The 22753-nt window shown below is 70.2% G+C and carries 18 protein-coding genes and 1 pseudogene; 10 read left to right on the top strand and 9 right to left on the bottom strand.

What is annotated here, in order from left to right:
* Window positions 1-34 precede the first annotated feature (34 nt).
* Complete coding sequence (locus OG485_RS33270; protein ID WP_328672274.1) at window positions 35-1288, top strand: FAD-dependent oxidoreductase; 1254 nt, start codon at window positions 35-37, stop codon at window positions 1286-1288.
* 6 nt (window positions 1289-1294) lie between these two features.
* Here the strand turns inward: OG485_RS33270 and OG485_RS33265 are convergent, their stop codons facing one another.
* The 5 genes from OG485_RS33265 to OG485_RS33245 are packed head-to-tail and all read right to left on the bottom strand — an operon-like array spanning window position 1295 to window position 5439.
* Window positions 1295-1870 carry a hypothetical protein gene (locus tag OG485_RS33265; protein ID WP_328672273.1) on the bottom strand — a complete coding sequence of 192 codons (576 nt, stop codon included), beginning with the start codon at window positions 1868-1870 and terminating at the stop codon, window positions 1295-1297.
* A complete protein-coding gene (locus OG485_RS33260; RefSeq protein WP_328674753.1) occupies window positions 1867-3249 on the bottom strand; it encodes a hypothetical protein in 1383 nt (460 codons plus the stop codon). Before OG485_RS33260 ends, OG485_RS33265 begins: the two co-directional genes overlap by 4 nt.
* Window positions 3246-4079, bottom strand: a complete 834-nt coding sequence (locus OG485_RS33255) for an ABC transporter ATP-binding protein (protein WP_328672272.1) — start codon at window positions 4077-4079, stop codon at window positions 3246-3248. The genes OG485_RS33260 and OG485_RS33255 overlap by 4 nt, the downstream gene beginning before the upstream one ends.
* Complete coding sequence (locus OG485_RS33250) at window positions 4076-4894, bottom strand: zf-HC2 domain-containing protein (RefSeq protein ID WP_328672271.1); 819 nt, start codon at window positions 4892-4894, stop codon at window positions 4076-4078. The genes OG485_RS33255 and OG485_RS33250 overlap by 4 nt, the downstream gene beginning before the upstream one ends.
* Window positions 4891-5439, bottom strand: a complete 549-nt coding sequence (locus OG485_RS33245; protein ID WP_328672270.1) for an RNA polymerase sigma factor — start codon at window positions 5437-5439, stop codon at window positions 4891-4893. Before OG485_RS33245 ends, OG485_RS33250 begins: the two co-directional genes overlap by 4 nt.
* Before the next feature lie 232 nt (window positions 5440-5671).
* On the opposite strand from OG485_RS33245, the gene OG485_RS33240 reads away from it, so the two are divergent.
* The 3 genes and pseudogenes from OG485_RS33240 (at window position 5672) to OG485_RS33230 (ending at window position 7895) form a co-directional block, all read left to right on the top strand.
* Window positions 5672-6817: a serine hydrolase domain-containing protein gene (locus OG485_RS33240; RefSeq protein WP_328672269.1), complete on the top strand. Its 1146-nt coding sequence runs from the start codon at window positions 5672-5674 to the stop codon at window positions 6815-6817.
* 75 nt (window positions 6818-6892) lie between these two features.
* Window positions 6893-7027 (top strand): annotated as a pseudogene (locus OG485_RS33235) (IS110 family transposase); the annotation flags it as partial.
* A 94-nt stretch (window positions 7028-7121) separates the two neighbouring features.
* The gene (locus OG485_RS33230) at window positions 7122-7895 is read left to right on the top strand and encodes a YqjF family protein (protein ID WP_328672268.1); all 774 of its coding nucleotides are present in this window, start codon (window positions 7122-7124) and stop codon (window positions 7893-7895) included.
* Window positions 7896-7967: 72 nt separating this feature from the next.
* On the opposite strand, the gene OG485_RS33225 is transcribed toward OG485_RS33230, so the two are convergent.
* Complete coding sequence (locus OG485_RS33225) at window positions 7968-8699, bottom strand: alpha/beta hydrolase (protein ID WP_328672267.1); 732 nt, start codon at window positions 8697-8699, stop codon at window positions 7968-7970.
* A 157-nt stretch (window positions 8700-8856) separates the two neighbouring features.
* On the opposite strand from OG485_RS33225, the gene OG485_RS33220 reads away from it, so the two are divergent.
* A complete protein-coding gene (locus OG485_RS33220) occupies window positions 8857-9261 on the top strand; it encodes a winged helix-turn-helix transcriptional regulator (RefSeq protein ID WP_328672266.1) in 405 nt (134 codons plus the stop codon).
* Between the two features lie 12 nt (window positions 9262-9273).
* On the opposite strand, the gene OG485_RS33215 is transcribed toward OG485_RS33220, so the two are convergent.
* Window positions 9274-9918 (bottom strand): TetR/AcrR family transcriptional regulator, encoded by a 645-nt coding sequence (locus tag OG485_RS33215; RefSeq protein ID WP_328672265.1) that lies wholly within the window; start codon window positions 9916-9918, stop codon window positions 9274-9276.
* Window positions 9919-10084: 166 nt separating this feature from the next.
* Between OG485_RS33215 and OG485_RS33210 the strand changes: the two genes are divergently transcribed.
* Window positions 10085-11047, top strand: coding sequence for a zinc-dependent alcohol dehydrogenase family protein (locus OG485_RS33210; protein ID WP_328672264.1), 963 nt, complete (start codon window positions 10085-10087; stop codon window positions 11045-11047).
* 1250 nt (window positions 11048-12297) lie between these two features.
* On the top strand, window positions 12298-16509 hold the full coding sequence (locus tag OG485_RS33205; RefSeq protein WP_328672263.1) for a Tat pathway signal protein: 4212 nt from the start codon (window positions 12298-12300) through the stop codon (window positions 16507-16509).
* A gap of 75 nt (window positions 16510-16584) precedes the next feature.
* Here the strand turns inward: OG485_RS33205 and OG485_RS33200 are convergent, their stop codons facing one another.
* Together OG485_RS33200 and OG485_RS33195 are read right to left on the bottom strand one after the other, a co-directional pair.
* Window positions 16585-17280: an SMI1/KNR4 family protein gene (locus tag OG485_RS33200; protein ID WP_328672262.1), complete on the bottom strand. Its 696-nt coding sequence runs from the start codon at window positions 17278-17280 to the stop codon at window positions 16585-16587.
* Window positions 17281-17443: 163 nt separating this feature from the next.
* Complete coding sequence (locus OG485_RS33195; RefSeq protein ID WP_443048960.1) at window positions 17444-18973, bottom strand: IucA/IucC family protein; 1530 nt, start codon at window positions 18971-18973, stop codon at window positions 17444-17446.
* Window positions 18974-19066: 93 nt separating this feature from the next.
* Between OG485_RS33195 and OG485_RS33190 the strand changes: the two genes are divergently transcribed.
* From OG485_RS33190 to OG485_RS33180, 3 genes are read left to right on the top strand one after another with little or no spacing between them, the layout of a single operon-like run.
* Entirely contained in the window at window positions 19067-20578 is a 1512-nt protein-coding gene (locus tag OG485_RS33190) for an IucA/IucC family protein (RefSeq protein WP_328672261.1), read from the top strand.
* Window positions 20579-20635: 57 nt separating this feature from the next.
* Window positions 20636-21898: a VWA domain-containing protein gene (locus OG485_RS33185; protein WP_328672260.1), complete on the top strand. Its 1263-nt coding sequence runs from the start codon at window positions 20636-20638 to the stop codon at window positions 21896-21898.
* Window positions 21898-22737: a hypothetical protein gene (locus OG485_RS33180; RefSeq protein WP_328672259.1), complete on the top strand. Its 840-nt coding sequence runs from the start codon at window positions 21898-21900 to the stop codon at window positions 22735-22737. Before OG485_RS33185 ends, OG485_RS33180 begins: the two co-directional genes overlap by 1 nt.
* The last annotated feature ends 16 nt before the right edge of the window (window positions 22738-22753 follow it).

The raw sequence follows: 22753 nt of genomic DNA, 5'->3' as shown, positions 1-22753 counted from the left end.
CCCGGAAGCGCACACCACCGAACCGGAGATTCCCATGACCAGCAGGCGCACCCCTCGCATCGCCGTCATCGGCGCGGGCCCGGCGGGACTGGTCTGTGCCCGCGTCCTGCAGCGCCACGGCCTCGGGGTCACCGTGTACGAGTCGGACACCGCGGCCGGTGTCCGCGAGCGGGGCGGCATCGTCGACCTGCACGCGGACCTCGGTCAGCGGGCCCTGCGTGAAGCCGGCCTGACGGCCGAGCTCCAGGCCGCCGCAAGTCCCTCGGAACCGGGCAGGCGCATGTTCACCCCGCAGGGCGAACTCGTCGTCGACGACGAGTTCGACGGGCCCGACGAGGACGAGGGCGCTCCCTCCGTGATCGACAGGGCCCGGCTCCACGCACTGCTGGCCGCCTCCCTGGAACCGGGCACCGTCCGCTGGGGCCACAGGCTCCTCTCGGCCACCCCCGGCGGCGACGGCACCCACCGGCTCGCATTCGACGACGGCTCCGCGGCCGAGACCGATCTGGTCATCGGCGCCGACGGAGCCTGGTCCACGGTCCGCCCCCTGGTCAGCGCCGCCACCCCCGTCCATACCGGGGTCACCTTCGTCGAGGCGTGGTTCCACGACGTGGACCGGGCCCATCCGGCGGTGGCCGAACTCGTCGGCTACGGCCAGATGTTCGCCACGGGCGGCGGCAAGGGCCTGATCGGCCGACGCGACGGCGAGCACATCCGTGCCCGCATCGTCCTGTGCGACGAGCCCGGCCGGCGGCGCACCGCCTGCATCGCCCCAGCCGGCACCGCGGCCGTCCGCGCCGAACTGCTCAAGCGGTTCGCCGGCTACCACGAGAGGCTGCGCGTGCTGATCACGGACAACGACGGCCCGTACGTCCACCGGGCCGTGCACGTCCTCCCGCGGCCCCACACCTGGCCGCACACCCCCGGCGTCACCCTGCTCGGCGACGCCGCCCACCTGTGGTCCCCGTTCCGTGCCGACGGCACCGGCCACGCCATGCTCGACGGCGCCGAACTCGCCCTCTTCCTGGCCCGCCCCGACGAACCCGGCCGGGCCGTCGCCGCCTACGAGACCACCATGCGGGCACGGAGGGCGAGGAACCGCGACGGCGGCGCGACGCCCGCCCAGATCTTCCGAAGGACCAGCCGCGACCGCTCCGTCCTGACCGACTTCGACACGGCCGGGTACGAACCCGGCCGCCACGGGGGCGATTTGCGGACGGTCCAGGTGGGACCGCTCCCGGTGCGCGATCGACTCCGTCAGCCTGCTGCACCAAGAAGGTCCTGGTAGCCGCGGCTACGGTCTGGGCCCGGCAACGGCGTAGGTCGCGGTGCCGGCGACCATGAGGACCAGGGCCGTCCAGGTGCCCGTGGCCGTGCCGGGCGGCAGCAGCATCCAGCCGACCACCTGCGTCGGTACGCCTGTCGGGGACGGGGCGAAGAGGGACAGCGCCAGCCAGGTGACGGGCAGCGTCCACGCGTACTGCGCACCGCAGACCGCCGCCCCGATGGCGCAAAGACCCGTCAGGCCCGCGCAGTCGCGGACGACGAACGCGGTGGTGGCCAAGTCCTCGCCCGTCGTCTGCACCGCCGACAGCACCGTGCCCACGACCGCGCCGATGAGCAGCACGTGCACTGCCCTGCGGAGCACCCAGCGGATCGCGGCCGTCCGGTCCAGCGCGAGGTCCTGTCCGCCGAGCCCGATCGAGGCCGCCGTCACCCCCGCGGCGAGGGCGAGCGCGGGCAGCCGCGGATCACCGGGTCCCGCGTTGCCGTCCGGGGCCGCCGCCCACACCGCCATCGCGCTGATCACCACCGCGGCGAACGACGCGGGCACCTGCCGTGAGCGTGCGTACAGCGTCAGCCATCTCACCGGGACGCACCGCCGGCCAGGATGTCGAGAGGGTCGCCCGCGCAGGAGACCGCGGCGGCGTGCATCGCGCTGATCCGCGAGAGCTGTTCGGCCCGCGGCAACGCCTTGAGCTCCTTCCACACCGGGCGGGCCAGTTCGAGCTGGCCGTGCGAGGAGTAGACGCTGCCACCGAGCAGCCTGAGGTCCCCGAGGACCCAGCCCGCCGCGATGCTCTGTGCGGCGACCTCGCGGAGTGTGCCGCTCTCGCCGTCGCTGCGGGGGGAGCAGACCGGGGCCATGCCCTGGGCGAGCAGGACGCGGGTCAGCTCCTCGCCCTCGGCGCCGGCGATCACCCAGTCGTCGAAGTCGACGAGCACGGCGCCGCGGGGCCGTTCCGGCGTGGCGCCGAGAGCCCGTCGGGCGGTGCTCTCACGGATCGAGTCCGGTGCCCGGCTGCCCAGGGCGTCGTGCAGCAGGACCAGCGCCTTCCTGCCGGGGCCCGCGAGCTCGTCGAGTCGTGACTGCCGCACCTTGGTCACGCACACCGGACCGTCGCACACCATCGCTGCGGCGGCCTCGTCGACGACGTACGTCCGGCGCGGGTCGGAGGGGAGGACGAGCAGGGCGACCGCCGCGCCCGCCAGCACGGGCGTCAGGGCGAGCAGCCGGGCGCGCGGGGTCGCCGCGGCCAGCAGCGCGAAGCCCGTCGCGGCCATGCCGAGCAGCCAGAGTGTCTGCCCGAGGTGCACGGAGGCGGCGGGCGTGAGAAGCACGTCGTGCACCTCCGCCACCGCCGGTGACAGCAGCGCGACCCGGTTCGGCACCGCGGCCGTCGGTGTCCCCGCCTCCATCGACTGCTGCAGCAGGTTGATGAACACGAAGGCCCCCACGGCCAGCGCGGGCGGGGTGAGCGGGGACGGCAGGGTCCGTCCGGCCCCCATGCCCAGCGCGGCCCCCGCGACGAGTGCCAGTGCCCCCACCAGCGAGATCGGCAGCCATCCGAGGTGCGTGTACCCGGTGTCCGCGAGCATCACCTGGGCCGCGCCCTGAAGGACGAGGAGCGCGAAGGCCGAGGTCACCGTGATCGCGGTCGTACCCGCCAGCGTGGCCGCGCGGTGCCAGGCGGGCCGCGGCGTGCTCGTCAGCAGCTCGGGCATTCCCGAGCGGTGGTCGCGCAGCCCCTGGAGTGCCCCGAGCCCCACGACCAGCGGCCACAGAAAGACCAGCAGGAAGCGCGTCCACAGGGCCATGGACGTCCACTGGGCCGTCCACAGGGCGGTGCCCTTCCACCACGGACCGCTCAGCAGGTACAGGAACGCCGGCGCGGTCGTCAGGATCACCGCCCCGGCCCACGGGGCGACGGAGCGCCTCGACTCGATGCGCAGGACGCGGACGTTCACCATGTGCCCCTTCCCTGCTCGGTGCTGAGCAGCAGCGCCGAGTAGCCGCGCTCCAGCGGGCTGTCGCCCACGTGCTCCGGGCCGCCCACCGAGGCCAGCTCGTCCGGAGATCCCTGGAAGACCAGCCGGCCCTCGGCGAAGAGCACCACGTCGGTGCACGCGGCGGCGACGTCCTCGACCAGATGGGTCGAGACGACCACGCACGTGTCCTCGCCCAGTTCTTGCAGCAGTCCGCGCAAGCGCACCCGCTGCGCCGGGTCCAGGCCGGCCGTCGGCTCGTCCAGCAGCAGGATCGCCGGGTCGTTGACGATGGCCTGGGCGATGCCGACCCGTCGCACCATGCCGCCCGACAGGGCCTTCATCCTCTCGTCGGCGCGGTCCGCCAGCCCCACCCGCTCCACGGCGCGTTGCACCGCGGCGGGGATGTCCGCCTTGGGCACCTCCTTCAGCCACGCCATGTACTCGATGAACTCGCGCACCGTGAACCGTCTGTAGTAGCCGAACTCCTGCGGCAGATAGCCGATCCGGCGGCGCAGCGCACGCTGCTCGCCCGAGCGGCCCGCGGGCTCGCCGAGCAGTTCGAGGGTGCCCTCGGTGGGGTGCAGTACGGTGGCCAGCGTCCGGATGAGGGTGGTCTTTCCCGCCCCGTTGGGTCCGAGGAGACCGTGTACGCCGGTGCCCAGGGACAGGTCGAGCCCGTCGACGGCCATCCGTTTCCTTCCGACCCTGACCTTCAGCCCGGTGGCCCGGATCTCCCAGGCGTAGGCCGTCGGTGCGATGTCGGCCCCGCTCACGGCGGACGTCATGCGGTGTTCCTTTCCGATGGTCATCGATGGGCTCCCAGCACGGAGTACGCGTCCCTGCGGGCGATCACGACACCGACGCCGAGCGCGAGGACCAAGCCCCACACGGGCAGACCGTCCGTCCGCAGGGCGAAGGCCGTACGGCCGGCGGCCAGGGTCGGTGCCACGATCACGGCGGCCCACAACGCCACGAGCGCGACGGCGGCGCGGGTCACCCCGACGACGCCGCCGAGCGCCAGAGCCGTCGTGGTGAAGGCGAGGCAGGGCAGCAGCCACTGGGCGGCCGTCGTCCCCGTCACCCATCCGCCCGCCAGCAGCGCGGGGACGACCACGACGAGTACGGACGCGGTGCGCCGCAGCAGCAGGTGGAGCCCTGCCCTGGGCGCGGAGGCCGTCAGTTCGTACGCCGGGTCCAGGCCGCGCGACCACGACGCCGCGACGCCGAGCACGGGCAGGACCGGGGCGAGCAGCAGCACCAGCGACACCTCGCCGGTACCGGTGCCGGCCACGTCCAGCAGCAGTGCGAGCAGCGTCACGCTCGCGACCATGGCCAGCCACGGCACCATCACCGGCGTCATCCACACCGACAGCCGCGCCGACCAGCGCCTGCGCGGCGGCATCGTGACGGTCGTGGCCAGCTGGGGCTCCAGGCCGGACCACACGGTGTCGACCAGGGCCGCCACGGCGGGCGCCTCGGCCGTGACCGCGGTCGACAGCCGGTCCCGGCACACCCGGCACGTCTCCAGGTGGGCCTCCAGGGCCCACACCTCGTCGGCGGCGAGGTCCGTGTCACCGCGCGCGTAACCGTCGATGATCCGCATCGCCGCGTGCTCCACACTCATGCCAGCGCCTTCCGCATCACGTTCCGGGCCCGGCGGGCACGGGTCTTGACCGTGCCCTCGGGCAGTCCGAGCAGGACCGCTGTCTCCCGGACGGACAGCCCGTCGAGCACCATGGCCTGCAGTACCTGTCTGAGCTCCGGCGCCAGGCGCCGCAGCGCGTCTCCGACGTCACCGCCGACGGTCGCCGCGAGCACCTCGTCCTCGGCGGCGGGCACCGCGTCGGGGAGAGCGGCGGTCGGCGGCGGCTCGGCGTGGTGTGCCCTGCGCCGGAAGGCGTCGACGAGGCGGCGTGCCGCGATCGTCCACAGCCAGCCGACGGCCGTCCCGCCCACCGAGGACCCCGCGAACGCACCCGCCGCGCGCCACACCGCCAGATACGTCTCCTGCATGACCTCGGCGACGATCTGGTCGTCCGCGCAGCGGCGGCGCAGCCGCACCGCCATCCAGGGCGATGTCCGCCGGTACAGCTCCTCGAACGCGGCACGGTCGCCCCTGGCCACCAGCCGGACGAGACGTTCCTCGTCCGGTTCGCCGGGTGCGTTCATCACTGATCTCACACCTTCCAGACGCCCGGCCCGGACGACAGGTTTTACCCTCGGCGTGATCCCCGTCACACACGAGGGCGGACGCCGGAACGACGGCTGCGTACGGCAGTTCACGGCGAGTCACCCACCGGCGAAGGGACCGTTTCCTCCAAGTCCTGGCGCGGAGCGTGAACCAAGTTGCCGACTCATCGTTTGAACACATGAACGATTGTCGTCCACAGCGGAGAAGATCATGGCTACCGTCGAGGGAAAGACCACTGACCGGTTCGAACCGGTCCGAGCAGCACTGGCAGCGCACATCGAGTCCGGTGACGAGCTGGGGGCGTCGATCGCCGTCGATGTCGACGGAGTCATGGAAGTCGACATCTGGGGTGGGCACGCCGACGAGGCACGGACCGTTCCGTGGAGCGAGGACACGTTGGTCAGCCTGTGGTCGACCACCAAGACCCTCAGCAGTCTGGCCGCCCTCGTGCTCGTCGACCGGGGGGCACTGGATCTTGACCGCCCGGTCGCGGATTACTGGCCCGAGTTCGGCGCCCAGGGCAAGCAGGACATCGAGGTGCGGCACGTCCTGGGGCACACGTCAGGGCTCTCCGGCTGGCAGCAGCCCTTCACCATGGACGACCTCTGCGACTGGCCGACGGCGAGCGGCCGGCTGGCCGAACAGGCGCCCTGGTGGAAGCCGGGGACCGCCTCGGGCTACCACATGCAGACCCAGGGGCAGCTTGTGGGAGAGCTCGTCCGCCGCGTCAGTGGCCGCACTCTGACCGAGTTCGTCGACACCGAGATCGCCGCACGACTGGACGCCGACGTCCAGATCGGTGCGCGGGAGGCCGACTGGCCGCGTATCGCCGGGCTGGTGCCGCCGCAGATCTCCGGAGTACCGGCCGATTTCGATCCTGAGGCGATCTTCGCCAGGACACTGCTCGGAAGCCCCGCCCGGGACGAGCACGTCGACACCCCGCAATGGCGCCACGCCGAACTCGGAGCCCTCAACGGACACAGCAACGCACGAGGCATGGCCCGTGCCCTCTCCGTGATCTCACGACGCGGCGAGGCGGACGGCTTCCGGCTCCTTTCCGCGGACACGGTGGACAAGATCTTCGACGTACAGGCCGACGGGGTCGACTTGGTCCTGGGTGTTCCCGTGCGCTGGGGCATCGGCTATGCGCTCGCCGACCCGAGGACGATGCCGGGCATGCCCACGGGAACGATCTGCTTCTGGGTCGGCCGGGGCGGTTCGATCGTCATGATGGACCTCGACCGGCGCATCACCTTCGCGTACACGATGAACCGGGTGGGCGACGGGATCCTCGGCTCGGAGCGCACCCACAGCTACATCAGACACGTCTACGAGGCTCTCGACGCCACGAACTGAAACCCGCCCCCCGTTGTGCTTCCGGGCCCGGAAGGTGCCGTCGGAGACGCTGACGAGAGGCCGGCCACTGCCCGGTACGACCGCTGCCGGGCCGGCGGAAGGACCCGCGCACAAGCCATCCTCCGCCTTGCCCGGCAGCGGATCAACGTGCTGTTCGCTCCGCGACGGCACCTTCCACGAGGAACCTTCCATGAACCCAGAACCCCACGCCTCGCTCGACGAAGGACATGGAGGCCTCCCGGAAACCACCTGCCCAACGTGCGGACCGATCATGGGTGTCGGTGGCCTCTGTCATTGTGGTGGCGTGCAATCGCCCGCCTCGGTCACGCCCGACGCTCCCGCATCCGTGGACCGTCCGCTCTTCACCCAGCGGTGGCTCGACCTCACGTTCATCCACTGGGCCGTCGATCCCGACGCCGTTGCCGGGCTGCTGCCGAGCGGAACCGTCCCCGACACCCATCACGGGGCTGCTCACGTGGGGCTCGTCGCCTTTCGGATGCACAAGGTCGGGCTGCTGCGCCTGCCCGGGATGCCGTACTTCGGATCCTTCCCGGAGACCAACGTGCGGCTCTACTCGGTCGACGCGCAGGGGCGGCGCGGGGTCGTCTTCCGGTCGATGGACGCGGCGCGGCTGCTCCCGGTGGTGATCGGGCGTCTCGGGTTCCGGCTGCCGTATCTGTGGTCGCGGATGGACATACGGTCCGACGGGGGCACCGTCGCGTACTCGAGCTCCCGTCGCTGGCCCGGCCCTCGAGGGGCGTACAGCCGGATCACCGTGCGCACCGGTGAACGCGTCGAGGAGCCCACCGAGCTGGAGCACTTTCTCACCGCCCGGTGGGGTATGCACAACGCGTTCTTCGGCGGCTCGGAGTATCTTCCCAACGACCACCCGCGCTGGCCCCTGTACCGCGCCGAGCTGATCACGTGCGAGGAGAACCTGCTTGTGGCGGCCGGGATCCCCGCGCCCGATCACGCCCCGGTCAGCGTCCTGTACTCACCCGGTGTCCCTGTGCGCCTCGGGTTCCCGATCCGCTCCGGTGCCGAAGCGCAGCGTCGAACGTCGTCGCCGACTCGGTGAAGAGACCCCGGGTCGCCCCCGGAACAGCTCGACGCGGCCGATCTTCGAGAACCTTCGCAGGTGTTTCAACTGCTACCGAGGGGTGGTTTCCAGCAGCAGTTCGCTCAGAGCCGTCGGCATGGTGATCATGCAGTCGTGTCCGGTCGGCAGTTCCCGTATCCGTGCCGGGGAGCCGTTGGGCTGTGTCGCGGGGACGGGCCGCCGCACGATGCCTTCCGGTTCTGCGCCGACGCAGTGGATGTGCGTGCGCGGAACCGAGTCCACGGCAGGGTTGTCAAATCGGACCCGTTGCTGCAGGCAGCGCACCGGCTGGTCGGAGAGCGTCGCGCGCAGCCAGGCGACGTCCACCGGGTCGGTGACCCCGAACAGACCGAGGGGCGGCGGCATCTCGGGCAGCGGCGGGATGCGCCAGCCGGTGCCGGACCGGGCGGCCAGGTCGATCAGGTTCTGGGTCATGGGCTGCACGTCGACGGCGCTCTCACCGTGCTCCGGGACCATCGCGTCCAGGTACACCAGGTGCGCGATCCGTTCCGGAACCTCGTTGGCCACGGAGGAGACGACCAGCCCCGCGTAGCTGTGGCCCACGAGCACCACCTCGGTCAGGTCCTCCTCGTGGATCAGCTTCACGACGTCCTCGACGTGCGTGTCGAGCCCCACCTCGGGTCCGAGCAGCTGTGCCCTGTCCCCGTAGCCGGTCAGCGAGGGCGCGAACACGCGGTGTCCGGCCGACTCCAGCAGCGGGGCCACCCGCTCCCAGCACCGGCCGCTGTGCCAGGCACCGTGTACCAGCAGAAAAGTTGACATGAGGGGGTTTTCTTCCTCTTCGGGGCGTGGAAGCGCGGGAACATGACAGTTCCTGTCCGTGCCTCGGTACTCTTCAGGAACCGACATCATCGTGCTGCAGCTGCCGCACCCCGATCAATACGGCACATTGAGGTGCCCCGGTTCTGTGGAGGTAACCATGAGCGGCACAGCGGGCGGCGAATCGCGGCCGGCACGGCCGGCACGGCCGGAGGACCCGTGCCAGGCCCGTGAAGTGCTCGGCATCGTCGGCGACAAGTGGTCGCTGCTGATCGTGCGTAACCTCAGCCAGGGGCCGCGCCGCTTCACCGAACTCAAGCGGGCCGTCGACGGGATCAGTCAGCGCATGCTCACCGTCACCCTGCGCGGCCTGGAACGCGACGGGATCCTCACACGGACCGTCCGCAACGTCATGCCGCCGCACGTCAGTTACGAGCTCACTCCGATGGGCAGGACCCTGCGCGAAGCCACCGCACCCCTGCTGGAGTGGAGCATCACGCACCTGACGCACATCGACGCTGCCCGCGCCGTGTACGACGCCCGCCCCGACACACCGCCCGCCTGAGGGTTGCCGGGTTCACGGCGTGCTGGACGAGTGCGCCTGCCGCAGGCGTGATGCCGGCGGCAGGGGGGCGGGCGCTCCCGTCTCCGGTGCGGCGCGGAACGCCTCGATCACGTAGGCGGCGAAGCGCCGGGAGGCCGTGAGCCGGGCCGGGAGGGGCGCGTGCTGGAGGCCCTGGTGGGCCGTGAGCATGAGGATCAGGTCGTCGACGACGAAGCCGGAGCGGAGCTCGCCCGTCTCCTGGGCACGACGGGCCAGTTCGGCGACCGCGCGCACGGTCCGCTCGCGGTCGGCGGCGAAGTCCATGGACTCGGGGAAGGCCGTCATGAAAGCGTCGGCGAATCCGCGGCTGTGCGCGTGGAGTTCGCAGATCCGCTGGATCAGGCTCTGGAATCCGTGCCACGGGTCCGCGTCCGTGAGGGCGTCGCGGACGGCGGCGTGACAGGCTCGGCGCTGCTCGGTGAAGGTCTGCGCGATCAGTGCCTGCTTGGTCGGGAAGTGCCGGTACAGCGTGGCGGGGGCGAGGTCCGCGTGCCGGGCGATGTCGCGCATGGGTGCGCTCAGGCCCTCCTCGCCGAACACCGAGCGGGCGGCGTGCAGGATGCGGGCCCGGTTGTCGCGGGTGTCGGAGCGCACGGTCCGAGGCAAGTGGCCGGTCATCGTCTCTCACTTCAGCCAGACGGACGGGGGCGTCCGTTACGGTCCGACAGCGGTGCCGCCGCCCGGCCCCGGCAATTCGGTGGTGGCCCCGGCGGTGGGGCCGATTCGATGCCCACGGTCGCAGCAGTTGCGTCCGTCCGTCCACCGACCGACCCAAGGAGCAGCGATGAAAGCCGTCGTCATCAGGACGTTCGGAGACCCTGAGGGCCTGGAGGTCATCGACATGCCCGTGCCGGTTCCCGCTCCGGGGCAGGTGCGGATCGTCACGGAGGCGATCGGAGTGGGCGGTGTGGACGCCGTGATCCGCCGGGGAGAGCTCGCCGCCTACGGCTTCCGGGCGGGCCATCTCCTCGGCAGCGAGATCGCGGGAAGCGTCACCGCGGTGGGAGAGGGCGTGGACGCCTCGTGGATCGGGCAGCGAGTATGGGCGTTCACCGGCCTGTCCGGTGGGTATGCCGAGCAAGCCGTCGCTTCGGTCGATGATGTGCTGCCGCTGCCCCACGGCCTGACCGGCACCGACGCGGTCGCTCTCGGCGGCTCCGGCGTGGTCGCCCACTTCGCCCTGGAGCGGGCCCGTTTCGCACCCGGGGAGACGGTGCTCGTGCGCGGTGCGGCGGGCAGCATCGGGATCACGGCGGTCCAGCTCGCAGCCAGGAACGGCGCCGGCGCGGTAGCGGTCACCACCTCATCGGCCGAGCGTGGTGCCCGCCTGAAAGAGCTGGGCGCCACGCACGTCCTGAACCGCTCCGGTGAGGGCGGCCAGGACGCCCCGGCGGGCTTCGACGTGGTGATCGATGTCGTGGGGGGTCCCCAGCTTCCCCTTTTCCTGGACAGGTTGAACTCCAACGGTCGGTACGTGGCCGTCGGCGTGGTCGGTGGGCAGCCGCCGGCGGACTTCGGCATGCGGCTGATGGACGCCTTCCGCAGATCGCTGTCGTTCGCCACCTTCAGCTCCGACACCGTGCCCGGCCCCGACCGGCAGGCCGTACGGTCGTCCCAGTTCGCCGATGCCGCGCTCGGGGACCTGCGCACGGTGGTGCACGAGGTGCTGGCGCTGGACCAGGCGGCGCCGGCCCACCGCAAGATGGACGCGGGAGAGGTGTTCGGGAGGGTCGTGCTGGTGCCCTGAGCGGGGCAGAGCCCGCCGGCCTTTTCACCCCTGCGGGCTGATCCCCCGTCCTTCGAGACCTGGGCACGAGACCACCTTGGGGACACCCGGTGACGCCGATCCCGGCCTGATGGGAGACCTGACCCCGGCCGGTCCTCGCCTCCGCCCGGAGCAGCCGCACAACCCCGGACGACGTCGCCCGGGCGATCTTCCGCGCGCTGGTCGCGGCACGGCCGAGGACCCGCTACACCGTCGGCCGGGACGCGGCCGGCAGCCGCGCGCTGTCCAGGCTGCTGCCCGACCGTGCGCTGGACCGGGTCTTCGGCGGCGCATCCGTACGGACGAACCTCAGGAACCGAACCTGCCGTTCGCGGGACGTGCGACGCGCGCTCGGCGGTGGCCTTTCGCTCGCCGACAATGTGTACACCCGAACTGGACACCCGTACCGGCCGAGCCCGGATCTCCCACTCCCGCAGAGGAACTCGCCGGAACCAACCACCACTTATCTCCGTGGCTGCCCACATTGCCGTCCTATCGCGGCGGTCACGGGGCTCACTGGCCTCTTCCGGGACATCCGAGTCTTCAGCCTCACAGTCCGGGGTGGCCGCGGCAACCGCGTGTCACCGTCCGCCGGGTATGCCGGTCGCCTCATCGATTTCCGGTCACCGCGTCGGCCGTTTCCGCACCATCCCGACCTGCTGCCCGGAGCCGCCGTCGCCATACGGGCAATCAGGGATTGTCTCAATTGTCCTCACCGATAAGTGACGGGAATCGAATCCCGCAGCTGACACACGGGAATCCCGCCGAAATCTTTGTCGCATCTTGGCGATTTCATGGCGTACGGCGGGAATCCGGAAAATACTTCGCGAGCCCATTCCACCCCCTGTTAAGGTCTGCGCCGCACACACCGTCACGGCATCGAATTCGGACATGCTGAACAGGTGACGCCGGCACGGAGAAACGGACGCGGCCTGAATCCGCCCGTACCCCTGCAGGCGCCTACCGACCTGACATAGGGGAGATACGTGAGAACGCCATTCAGACGGCTGCGAATATCGGTGATCGTCGTTTCGGCGACAGCCCTGGCATTACCTTTATCGACGCAAGCCTCCGCAAGTCCGCCGAAAACACCGGAGAACTCGACTCAGGCGCACCTGGAGACGCAGGCCCCGACAGGTTCCGCCGGGAAGAAGCCCGCGTCGTCGGCGATTCGCGAGGCCGACCGAAACGCGGTTCTCGGCAAGGGCTGGAAGGCGTCGGCGGACCGGGCCGTGACCTCTGCCGCCGACAGTGACGGTTTCCATCTCCTGGTCGCCGACAGCGACAGCGGCTACGACTGGAGGACAGCGGCCGTACTGAGTGAGCCGCAGCTTCCGGCCGACACCTGGATCGGCAACAGCTGTGTCATGGACGACCGTCACGCGGCCGTCGTCTACGCTCCCCGCGCCTTCACCAACAAGCCCGACCTGATGATGGGCGGCGCGTTCACGGCGATCGTGAACCTGGACGACGGCAGTGTCACCAAACTGCCGTTCACCGGGTCCCTGGCCTACTTCGACCCCACGTGCAGCCCGGTCACGCACACCGCCGTCTTCACCGCTCTGCACGACGCCAGGACACGTCTGGTCACGGTGAACACCAAGGGCACCACGGTCGCGGACACCACCGCCCAGGGTGAGATCACCTCCGCCGTCCCCACGAAGGACGGTGTGATCGCCGCCGCCGGGAACCGGCTCGTCCACGTCGACCGCAAGGGCAAGGCGGCCTCGCTCGCCGCCACACGGCACGCTCCGTACGACATCCGTGTCACCGGTGACGGCACGGTCCGCTACATCGACCGCACCGGCGACACCTACGCCGACGTCACGACGTACGCACACGGCAGGAAGACGACCGTCGCGAGTGGCAGGCTCACCGCGATGAACCTGCGCCAGGGCACGGACGGCACCGTCTACCTCACCGGAAAGGCGGACCACGACAAGGGCCTGGTGGCCAGCGGCATCAAGCCCCTGGAAGTCCCACCCGACGCGGACCTCTCCACCCGCGGACGCCTGGCGGTCGACCCGGTCCTCTCACCCGCCGTTCAGGCGGGCATCGACAACATCAAGGGCGCCGGCCGCGGCTTCACCAGGACCGCGACCAAGGAACCCGCGGCCGAGACGACTCCGGGCCACTCCAGCCACGCCCTGACCATCACCGGCTCGGTTCCGGGCACGGGCAGGCACACGGACCAGAAGGCCGCCGAGCCCGGCAGCACCGCGGGCGCCAGGCCGTCGCCCGTCCTGACCGGCTCCCCGAAGCCGCAGATATCGACGACGAGCGTGCTGACCGCGGCCGCCGACTCCCGGGCCAACGACCCCGTCGACACCGACCGCTGGTGTTCCGTCGCCCGGAACGACGTCAGCACCCAGGCCCTTCAGCCGACCCCGAACCAGGTCGAGTGGGCCGTGGACATGGCGATCCAGGGCAATCTGCGTTCCGGCTACCTCACGCAGGGCGGCTGGCGCTCGCAGACCGGGATCTCCACGATCGACCCGCAGGGCCTGTTCCCCAGGCCCGCGCTGACCGGCGGCGGACGCATCCCCGCACAGGTCCAACTGGGCATCCTCGCCCAGGAGTCCAACCTGTGGCAGGCCGAATCCGGGGCCATACCCGGCCAGATGGGCAGCCCGCTCGCGGCCGTCGACGGCTTCTACGGCCACCAGACCGGAGGCTCCCTCTCCGACTTCTGGACCATCCGCTGGGACAAGTCCGACTGCGGCTACGGCGTCGGACAGGTCACCGACGGCATGCGCAAGGCCGGATACGAGAAGCCGAACGAAACCTCCCTGCCCGTCAGCACGCAGCGCGCGGTCGCCATCGACTACACCACCAACATCGCCGCGTCGCTCTACATCCTCGCCGACAAGTGGAACGAGGTCCACGAATCCGGCCAGACCATCGCCGTGAACAACGACGACCCCGCCAAGCCCGAGAACTGGTTCACCGCCGTGTGGAACTACAACCTCGGCTTCAACAAGAGAGCGGACGAGGGAACCAACGGCAACTGGGGCCTGGGCTGGTACAACAACCCCGCCAACCCCGTCTATCCCGCGTCCCGGCTCGCCTTCATGAACACCGACCTCGACCCGCTGGCCGCCAAGGACGCCGCCCACCCCCAGAACTGGCCCTACGAGGAGAAGGTGATGGGCTGGGCCGCCTGGTCCATCGACACCGGCCACTCCTACGCCACCTCCGGCCGCCAGGACTGGCCGGGCGAGTCCGGCTTCTCCTCCGCCGGCTTCCGCCCCGCGTACTGGAACGGCACCAACGGATCCCTCATAGACCCGAGCAGCGCGAAATACCGCAGGGCCCACATCGCGCCGCCGCTCGACGCGTTCTGCAACACCAAGAACAACTGCAACACCGCCAGCCCGCCCGACTGCCCCGACGCGGACTGCTACAAGCAATACTGGTGGCACGAGTCCAGCACCGTCTGGAAGTCAGACTGCGCCACCAGCTGCGGCTTCGAGAACATCAAGTACCAGAGCCTGATCAACGAACCCGGCCGCGGCACCCGACTCCAGAACGGCACGCCTGTCTGCTCCGGAGCGCCCTCGGGCGCGAAGGTCGTGGACAACGTGCCCTCGGGCACCAACACCTGGAGCAGTTGCGGCACGACAACCACGGACGGCTCGTTCCAGTTCACCTTCTACCCCGACCCGAACGCCACCGGACCGGGGCTCGGGCAGTACGACGCGAAGGCCGACCTGCACCAGATCGGCGGCGGCTACGGCGGCCACTTCTGGTACGCCCATGACCGCGACGCCGACCATCTCGGCGGCGACGGCGGCCGTATGACCGTCCTCGGCGACTGGAAGCTCAATGCCCCCATCGACGGCGGCCAGGCCAAGGTCTGGGCTCACATCCCCGACACCGGCGCCCAGACAGGCGAAGCCGTCTACTCCGTCATCACCCCGTTCGGAGCGGTCAAGAAGACCATCGACCAGGGCGCCGCTGAAAGCAATTCGTGGGTCTCTCTCGGCGCCTACCGGTTCAACGACGCGATTCCCGAAGTCCAGCTCTCCAACGCCAACAGCGTTGGATCAGCAACGGACGACATCGCCTGGGACGCCATCGCCTTCACGCCCGGCGACTACAGCGGCATGCCACAGGTCAATTTCGCGGCAGAGAATCCGGAGGCCCCGGATATCGACGACGTCTCCGCCCAGGAGCCAGAAGATGCCCCGGCTCCCACACCTGAAGGACTCTCCGCCGGCGCAAGGAGCACTGCAGGGACAACCTCCTCGGACGACGTCGACAAGTGCTCGACAGACGCCAACGGAATCCAGCTGTGCATAGGGTCCTACAAGCCATGGAACGAGCTTCCGAAGATCTCACCCAAGGCAGCCACAAGGAAATCTGTCGCCACTGCCGCGACGGCAGCCGAGCCCGTTCCGTGGTGCAAGACCGCTCCGGGATCGCCGTTCCAGTACACCCGCACACAAGGGTGCCTACGGGGCGGATACGCTCTCTACGCCAGGAACACCGACGGCGTCGTCATCGGCGGCGGCAACGTCAAGATCGTTCAGGAGATCGATCTCGATCCGAACTCTGAGAGATTCACTGCCTGGACAGAATTCTCCTTGCCGGACCTGGTCGGAGTGCCTTCCGCGACATTGGACCAGTACTTCGAGAACTGCTGGGCCATGAGCGACTGCACCGCAAACCCGCCGGGCGCCTGGACCGGCAGCACCACCTGGACGCAAGGAGACCAGCACACCGCCTCACGAACGGACACGTACAGCTGGAACAAGGTCGCCGGAGGGGAGGCGAGGCTCGGTCTGGACTGGAACACGAGCTGGAGCGCTCCCGGGACCTCCGTCACCGCGAACAACCAGTGGAGGGACACGGCATTCGCCATCCGCTGTGACAACAAGGTCGGCGGAAACTACGGCTGCGTATTCCCCAATGCCACCCCGACCATGTTCCTCGAACGCGCCAAGTATCCCGCAGCAGCCGCGTACTACTGGATTCTGATGGAGAAGTTGGCCTCCCATCCAGGGAGCAAGAAGTACCAACAGCCTCTCCACCGCCTCGCAGACAACGCTGTCGCGACGGACAACCGCAATAAGATGTGCAAACTCGCCGTCGCCGAGTGGGATCCCCCCACAACGGCAATCGGGGCAAGCTGTGACGAATACCCCTTCGCGAAGTCCCGGGAAAGTGGTGGCATGACACTTGCCTCTGGCAAGTCGTGCGTTCAGATGTACGCGGTGAGTAACCCCGACGGCACTTTCACGCTCAAGCTCGACAAGAACTACGCCCTCCCGTCGTGGAGCGAGGCTTGTGGACGTGCCGCCATCACAGCCGCACAGAACACGGCCGCAGGCGGGAAGTTGGGCAGATTCACCACCGAGGTGAGGCTGCTGGACCGCGACGCCTACTACGTCAGCACCGGTTACGAGAACTGTCACCTCGACGACGTCTGCGACCTGAGCTGATCCGAGCTCGAGGTCAAGGCATGCGGTCCACTGGACGGGCACTTGTCCAGTGGACCGCACTGTTCCTGGCCGGAATCATCTCTGCACTCCTTGGACATGCCATTCAAGCATCCGCCCTTCGTGCACGTAAGGAATTCGAGGGACGGAGGTTATCGGAGTCCGATTCTCCACCGAGTTGCACAGATCCTCCAGCATGAGGTCCATACGGGGCCACAGCATCCGGTATTCAGGATCACCGAACGACATCTCGCCGATTTCTCCTGCATAGTGATGACGGTGGTCGACGAACAGCAGATCCCCTGTAATATCTTGAGCAAGAGGAACCCATCGCTCGTCGGCAATCCGCCCGACAACCGACTCCTCGTCGCCCTCCTCTCGTGAATTTTCAACCATGGACACGAGATCTCGATGCGAACTTATGATGCCGTCGACGCCCAGAAGACTGTATCCGAGGAGGAATGCGCCAGGCTGCTTACTGGACCTACGTTCGGTGACTCCGTCATGCAGCCTGATCATTCCCTTGACATCTTCACGGAGCGGGAATCCCAGGCCGTCTTCAAGACGCCTGATCTCATCGTCCGAGGCTCCCGGCAACAAGGATGCATAGTCCTCGCCGGCATGTTCGGCCAGCCAATTCTCAAAGCGATACCACAGCTGAATGAGTCCAGGCATTTCAGTTGTCATGCCGCCTTTTATACCATAGAAGCGATCTGGGTTCAGCCGCCTTATGCCACCGACCGTACGTCGGCCAAGAAGACGTAGCGCGATCACGGATTCAATTTTCACAGTGCCTGATTCCCGCACCATGATGGGGTGACGTCCACCTGGAAGCCAACCCCTCATTCACGCATTGCCGCTCAGCGACTCGAGAGGAGGGCTTCCGCTCCAGGCCGCTGTCCTTCACGGAGGAGGTCCGGACTCGCGGCCCCGGACGTCAGGTGCCGGCCAGCGGGTTCGGCAGGGGCACATAGCGGGCGTCGGCGCCGTCCGCCCGGGTCCAGCGGAGCAGCAGGTTGGTCTTGCCCGGGACGGTGGGTGAGGAGAGCAGGGCCGCGATCTCGGGGAGGTGGTGGTCCGCGCCGCAGCGCTGGAGTTCGCGTCGTACGGCGGGCCAGGGGTCCGTGCCCGGGAACCGCTCGGCGAGGAGGGCGGCCAGCTCGGCGAGGTGGTTGACGATCAGGCAGTACACGAGCCGTTCCCAGCCGGCCGCGCGGGTCACCCCCGGCAGCAGTTTCACTCCCTCCGCGTCCCGGAACAGTGCCTGGACGGGCGTGCCGGCGGCGTCCACGGCGACCAGGGTGTTCTGCAGGTGGGCCTCGACGACGACTCCGTGGCGGGCGAACGCCTCCAGCACCGGGGGTACCACCTGGCGGAGGTAGGCGGCCCACCAGGCCGAGGGGTCGGTCAGCCGGTCGAGCGGGTTGCCCTCGAACCCCTCCACCAGGGCGGCGGCGAGCAGCGGGGTCGCGCCGGGGACGAGGTGGTCGCGCAGTCCGTCGCGGACCAGGACGGCGAGTTCCTCGAAGGCGAAGCCGGCGGTGCGGTAGCCGCGGTCGCTCAGCCAGGCGGCGGGATGGTCCTGCGCGGCGAACGCCGCGGCGGTGGCCGCGTCGGTGGCCCGCACCTTCAGCAGGTCGTGCCGCCACAGCCGGCGGATGTCGTTGGTGATGCGGACGTCGAGGCTGAACTTGACGAACAGGTCGGCCTCGGGGGCGTAGAGGGTGCGGACCGCGGCCGTCGGCCGGAACGGGCGGGCGGTGGGTCCGAGGCGCAGGAGCCGGCCGTCCGCGAAGGCGTCCCGGATCGCCCGGCCGGCTCCGGTCAGGGTCAACTGCCAGGGGTGGGCGGGCAGCAGCCGGTATCCGGCGGGGGCCCTGCCCAGGGCGTCGAGGGCCCTCGTGTCGCCCTCCTCGACGACCGTGTCCTCCCGCACGGCGAGCAGTTCCAGCGGGAAGCGGGTGTACGCCTCGGGTGCGTAGGGCAGCCAGCCGGTGACCGGGCCGCCACCGCGGGTCTTGGGTGCCGGGTGGTACGGGTGCCCCGTGATCAGGGACTGTTCGGAACGCAGGTACGGGTCCTCGGGGGGCGTCGCCTCGGCGCGGGCGCGCAGGAGGGCGGCGACCACGTCCCGGCTGTCGGTCATCTCCGCGGGCAGCTCGGAGTTGGCCGCTCCGGTGGACCGGCGCAGTTCCTCGGCGGCGAAGGCGACCAGTTCCCGGTGGGTGAGCCGGTGCCAGGCTCCCCCGGTGTACACCTCGGGCTCGACGGGGCGCCGCGTCCCCCGCACGCGCAGCATCCGGCCATCGGCGCGGAGCCGGTGGACGCCCGGTTCCGGTGTGGGTTCCGCCAGCTCGCGAAGGAGACAATTGAGCAACGGCGCGGCGGCGTACGCGTCGGCGGCCTCCTCCATGTCGCCAGCGGTGAGCTGGGGGAACACGGTCGGCTTGAAGTCCACGCGATCCATCCGGTCCGTTCGATTCATGCGGTGCACTGGTGATCAGTATGTCCGCCGCGGCGGACGATCACGACATAGTCCCCGTACCCGAGGAGCCCGCCTGTGCCCCGTCCCTCCACGCCCGACACCGAGACCGCGTTCGCCGGGGAGCTGAGCGTCGTACGTCCCGGGCTGTCGGCGCCGTACGCAGAGGCTCTGCCCGGTGCCCGGGCGGCCGTGCTGACCCGGCTGTGGCGCGCGCTGGCGTACGAGCCGCTGCCGTGGATCGCCCGCCGTGACACGGACCGTGAGGGTCTCACGCTGAGCCTGACGGACGGCCGGCGGCTGCGCGGGCCGCGCGCCGACCCGTACGCCACCTCCGCGTACGTGACCGAAGTGCGGCTCGCCGGGCGGACGTACGACCGTCCGGAGCTGCTCGTCGACGCTCTCGGCGTACCGCACGGTCCCGCCTTCGCGGCCGAACTCGCGCACAGCGTCGCCTCCATGGCCCTGTCGCGGGCGGACCGGGCGGCGTCCTGGGGCACTCCCGAAGAGCCCGAGGCGAGCTGGGTGTGGGAACAGCGGATCGTCGACGGGCACCCGTACCACCCCAACTGCCGTGCGCGGCCCGGGTTCTCGGTGGCCGAACAGCTCGCGTACGGGCCGGAGCACCGGCCGTCGGTGGAGTTGGGCCTGGTGGCGGTGGACGGCCCTCTCGTCACGGGCGAGTGGCCGAAGTGGCTGCGGGACGGGGAGCGGGTGCTGATCCCGGTGCATCCCTGGCAGACCGCTCATGTGCTGGACGCCCCGGTCCAGGAGGGTTTCGCCGCTCACCCGTTGATGTCGCTGAGGACCCTCGCGGTGCCGGACGGGCCGCATGTGAAGACCGCGCTGAGCGCCCGGCTGACCTCGTCGGTGCGGGACATCTCGGTGTACTCGGTGGAAACGGCGGATACGGTCTCGGCGTTCATGGAGGGGATACTGGCGGTCCTGGACGTTCCGCTGCACATCACCCGTACCCTCGGCGCGGCCTCGGCCGGGTTCCCCGGTCTCGCGGCGGTGGTGCGGGAGTCACCGGACGGCTACGCGGGTACGGGCGAGAGGTGCGTGCCGGTGGCCGCCCTTCCGCTGACGTCTCTGCCCGAAAAGGCTTCCTGGCTGGCCGAGTTCACCCGTCTCGTCCTCACCACGGGGCTGCGGCTGCTGGAGTCGGGGGTGGCGCTGGAGGCGCACGGCCAGAACCTGCTGGTGATCCTCGACCGCGCGGGTTCCCCCGTCCGGCTCGTCTACCGCGACCTGGCCGACATCCGGGTGAGCCCGGCCCGGCTGGCCCGGCACGGCGTCCCGGTCCCGCGGCTGTCCGGGCGCATCGTGACGGACGACGAGACCGCCCTGCGCCGCAAGCTCTTCGGTTCCCTCGTCGGCGGCGCCCTGGGCGCGACGGCGGGTTCGACGGGCGCGCTCCGCGAGGCACTTGACAGCGTCGCCGCGGATCTCCCGCGCACCGCGGACCTTCCCGCGCTCCTCGGTGAGCCGCTCCCCGCCAAAGCGCTCACTTTGATGCGGCTCTCCCCCGAGACCCCCGGTGACCTGTGGACACGGCTTCCTCGGCCACTCGCCGGAGCCGGTATGTGATGTCGCGGGACACCTCTCGTTTTTACGAGCGGCACCTTTGATCAATAGGATCCGCCGATGATCACAAGACAACGGCTGGCGGCGGGCGTCTGCGCCCTGCTCGCCGCCCTGGCCGCCGGGATCGCCTACCCGGCCGGAGCGGTCGCCGACGAAACCACGGCGACCGCGCCCAAGGTCGAACTCCTGCTGGACGTCAGCGGTTCGATGCGGGCCCGGGACATCGACGGCGAGTCGCGGATGTCCGCGGCGAAGCAGGCGTTCAACGAAGTGCTCGACGCTACGCCGCAGGAGGTACAGCTCGGCATCCGCACCCTCGGCGCCAACTACCCCGGGGACGACCGCAAGACCGGCTGCAAGGACACGGCCCAGCTCTACCCCGTGGGGACGCTGGACCGCACCGAGGCCAAGACCGCCGTCGCGACCCTCAGTCCGACCGGCTGGACCCCGATAGGCCCCGCCCTGCTCAAGGCGGCCGACGACCTCGACGGCGGTGAGGGCACCCGTCGCATCGTGCTGATCAGCGACGGCGAGGACACCTGTCAGCCGCTCGACCCGTGCCAGGTGGCCCGCGAGATCGCCGCCAAGGGCATCGGCCTGACGATCGACACCCTGGGGCTGGTCCCCAACGTCAAGGTGAGCAAGCAGCTGAGCTGCATCGCCGAGGCCACCGGAGGCACGTACACCTCGGTGGAGCACAAGGAGCAGCTCAGCGACCGCGTCAACCAGCTGGTGGACCGCGCCGCCGATCCGGTGGTGAAGCCGGTGGCCGTGCAGGGTGCCGACTCGTGCACCGGGGCGCCCGCCGTCAAGTCGGGTCTCTACACCGACCGCGAGGAGTTCGCGCAGCACCGCTGGTACCGCGTGGAGGTCGCGCCGGGCAAGGAACTGCGTGCCTCGGTGAGCATCGCGGCCGACCGTCAGGTCAATCGCGACTACGGGGTGCTGCTGCGTGCCGTCACCGTGCACGGCCGGGAGATCGTGCGCGGCGAGTCGGCCGGGAACGGCCGCACGGACGTCGTCTCGACCGGCCTGCGCTACCCGAAGGCCGAGAGCGACGACGAGGACGCGCCCGCCGAGGTCGTGTGCCTGCAGGTGTCCAACTCCTTCTCGGCCGCGTCCGGCGTGAAGACCACGCCCGGTCTGCCGCTGGAACTGACGGTCGACGTCGTCGACGGTCCCGACCAGGCGGGTGACGTGGCCTCCTTCGGCCTCGGACGCGGCTGGTGGCTGCTCGGCGCCCTGGTGCTGACCGGCTTCATCGCGGGTCTGCTGTGGGGCTGGATCTCTCGCTGGCGGTTCTCGGTCTGGAGGACCAACTGATGCGTATCCGACGTGTACTGAGCACCGCCGCCCTCCTCGCGGGGGTCGCCGCGGCGCCCGCGCTGCTCGGCGCGGCCGCCTCCCCGGCCCTCGCCGACTCCACGCCGTCCGCGAGCCCTTCGGATGACGACTCCGCGCCCACCGAGGCCGGTACGTCCTTCCGCACGGCGACCGAGATCGAGCAGGGCGTGCAGGCCACCGCCGGCGCCTCCGCCGGTGACTACCTGTACTGGCAGTTCGCGGCGGACGCGGGGCAGCGCCCCACCGTGAAGGCGACGGTGAAGCTGCCCGAGGCGTCCAGGCGCGCCGGCACCGAGACCTGGCAGATCGACGTGTACGACGGGCTGCGGCGCCGTCAGGCCTGCCAGTACGGGGCGCAGACCCGGACGGCGGGGGCGGACGCGTCCTCCGTGGAGCTGTCCTGCACCCTGCGCACGGTGCGCGCCTGGTCGGAGACCTGGGCCAACGACCCGCTGCCGGGCACCTATTACGTCCGGCTCACCGCCACCGGTCTCGGCGCGGCCGATCTGGGTCTGCCGATGAGCGCGCAACTCCAGGTGGACTCCAAGGACATCGGCGGTTCGGCGGCGGTCGACGGCTCGCTCGCGAAGCCGTTGGTCCCGGGGATCGCCATCAAGGCGGCGGAGGATCCCGGGGAGGACGGTTCCGGCTCCAAGACGGCGGTGCTGTCCTCGCTCCGGCCCGACGGCTCGGACTGGTGGTCCGACCGCTGGGTGTGGACCGCGATCGGTGGCGTCCTCGCGGCCCTCGCCGGTATCTGGGGGTACTCGCTGACGCGGGGCCGCGGGCGCCCCTCGCGGATTCCGCCGGGCGCCTGACCCGCAGTCCGTCGAC

The organism is Streptomyces sp. NBC_00328 (assembly GCF_036139655.1).
In the GTDB taxonomy this organism is placed as follows: domain Bacteria; phylum Actinomycetota; class Actinomycetes; order Streptomycetales; family Streptomycetaceae; genus Streptomyces.
Note: the sequence above shows the minus strand (reverse complement) of the source record. Positions and strands in the feature narration are given on the sequence as shown.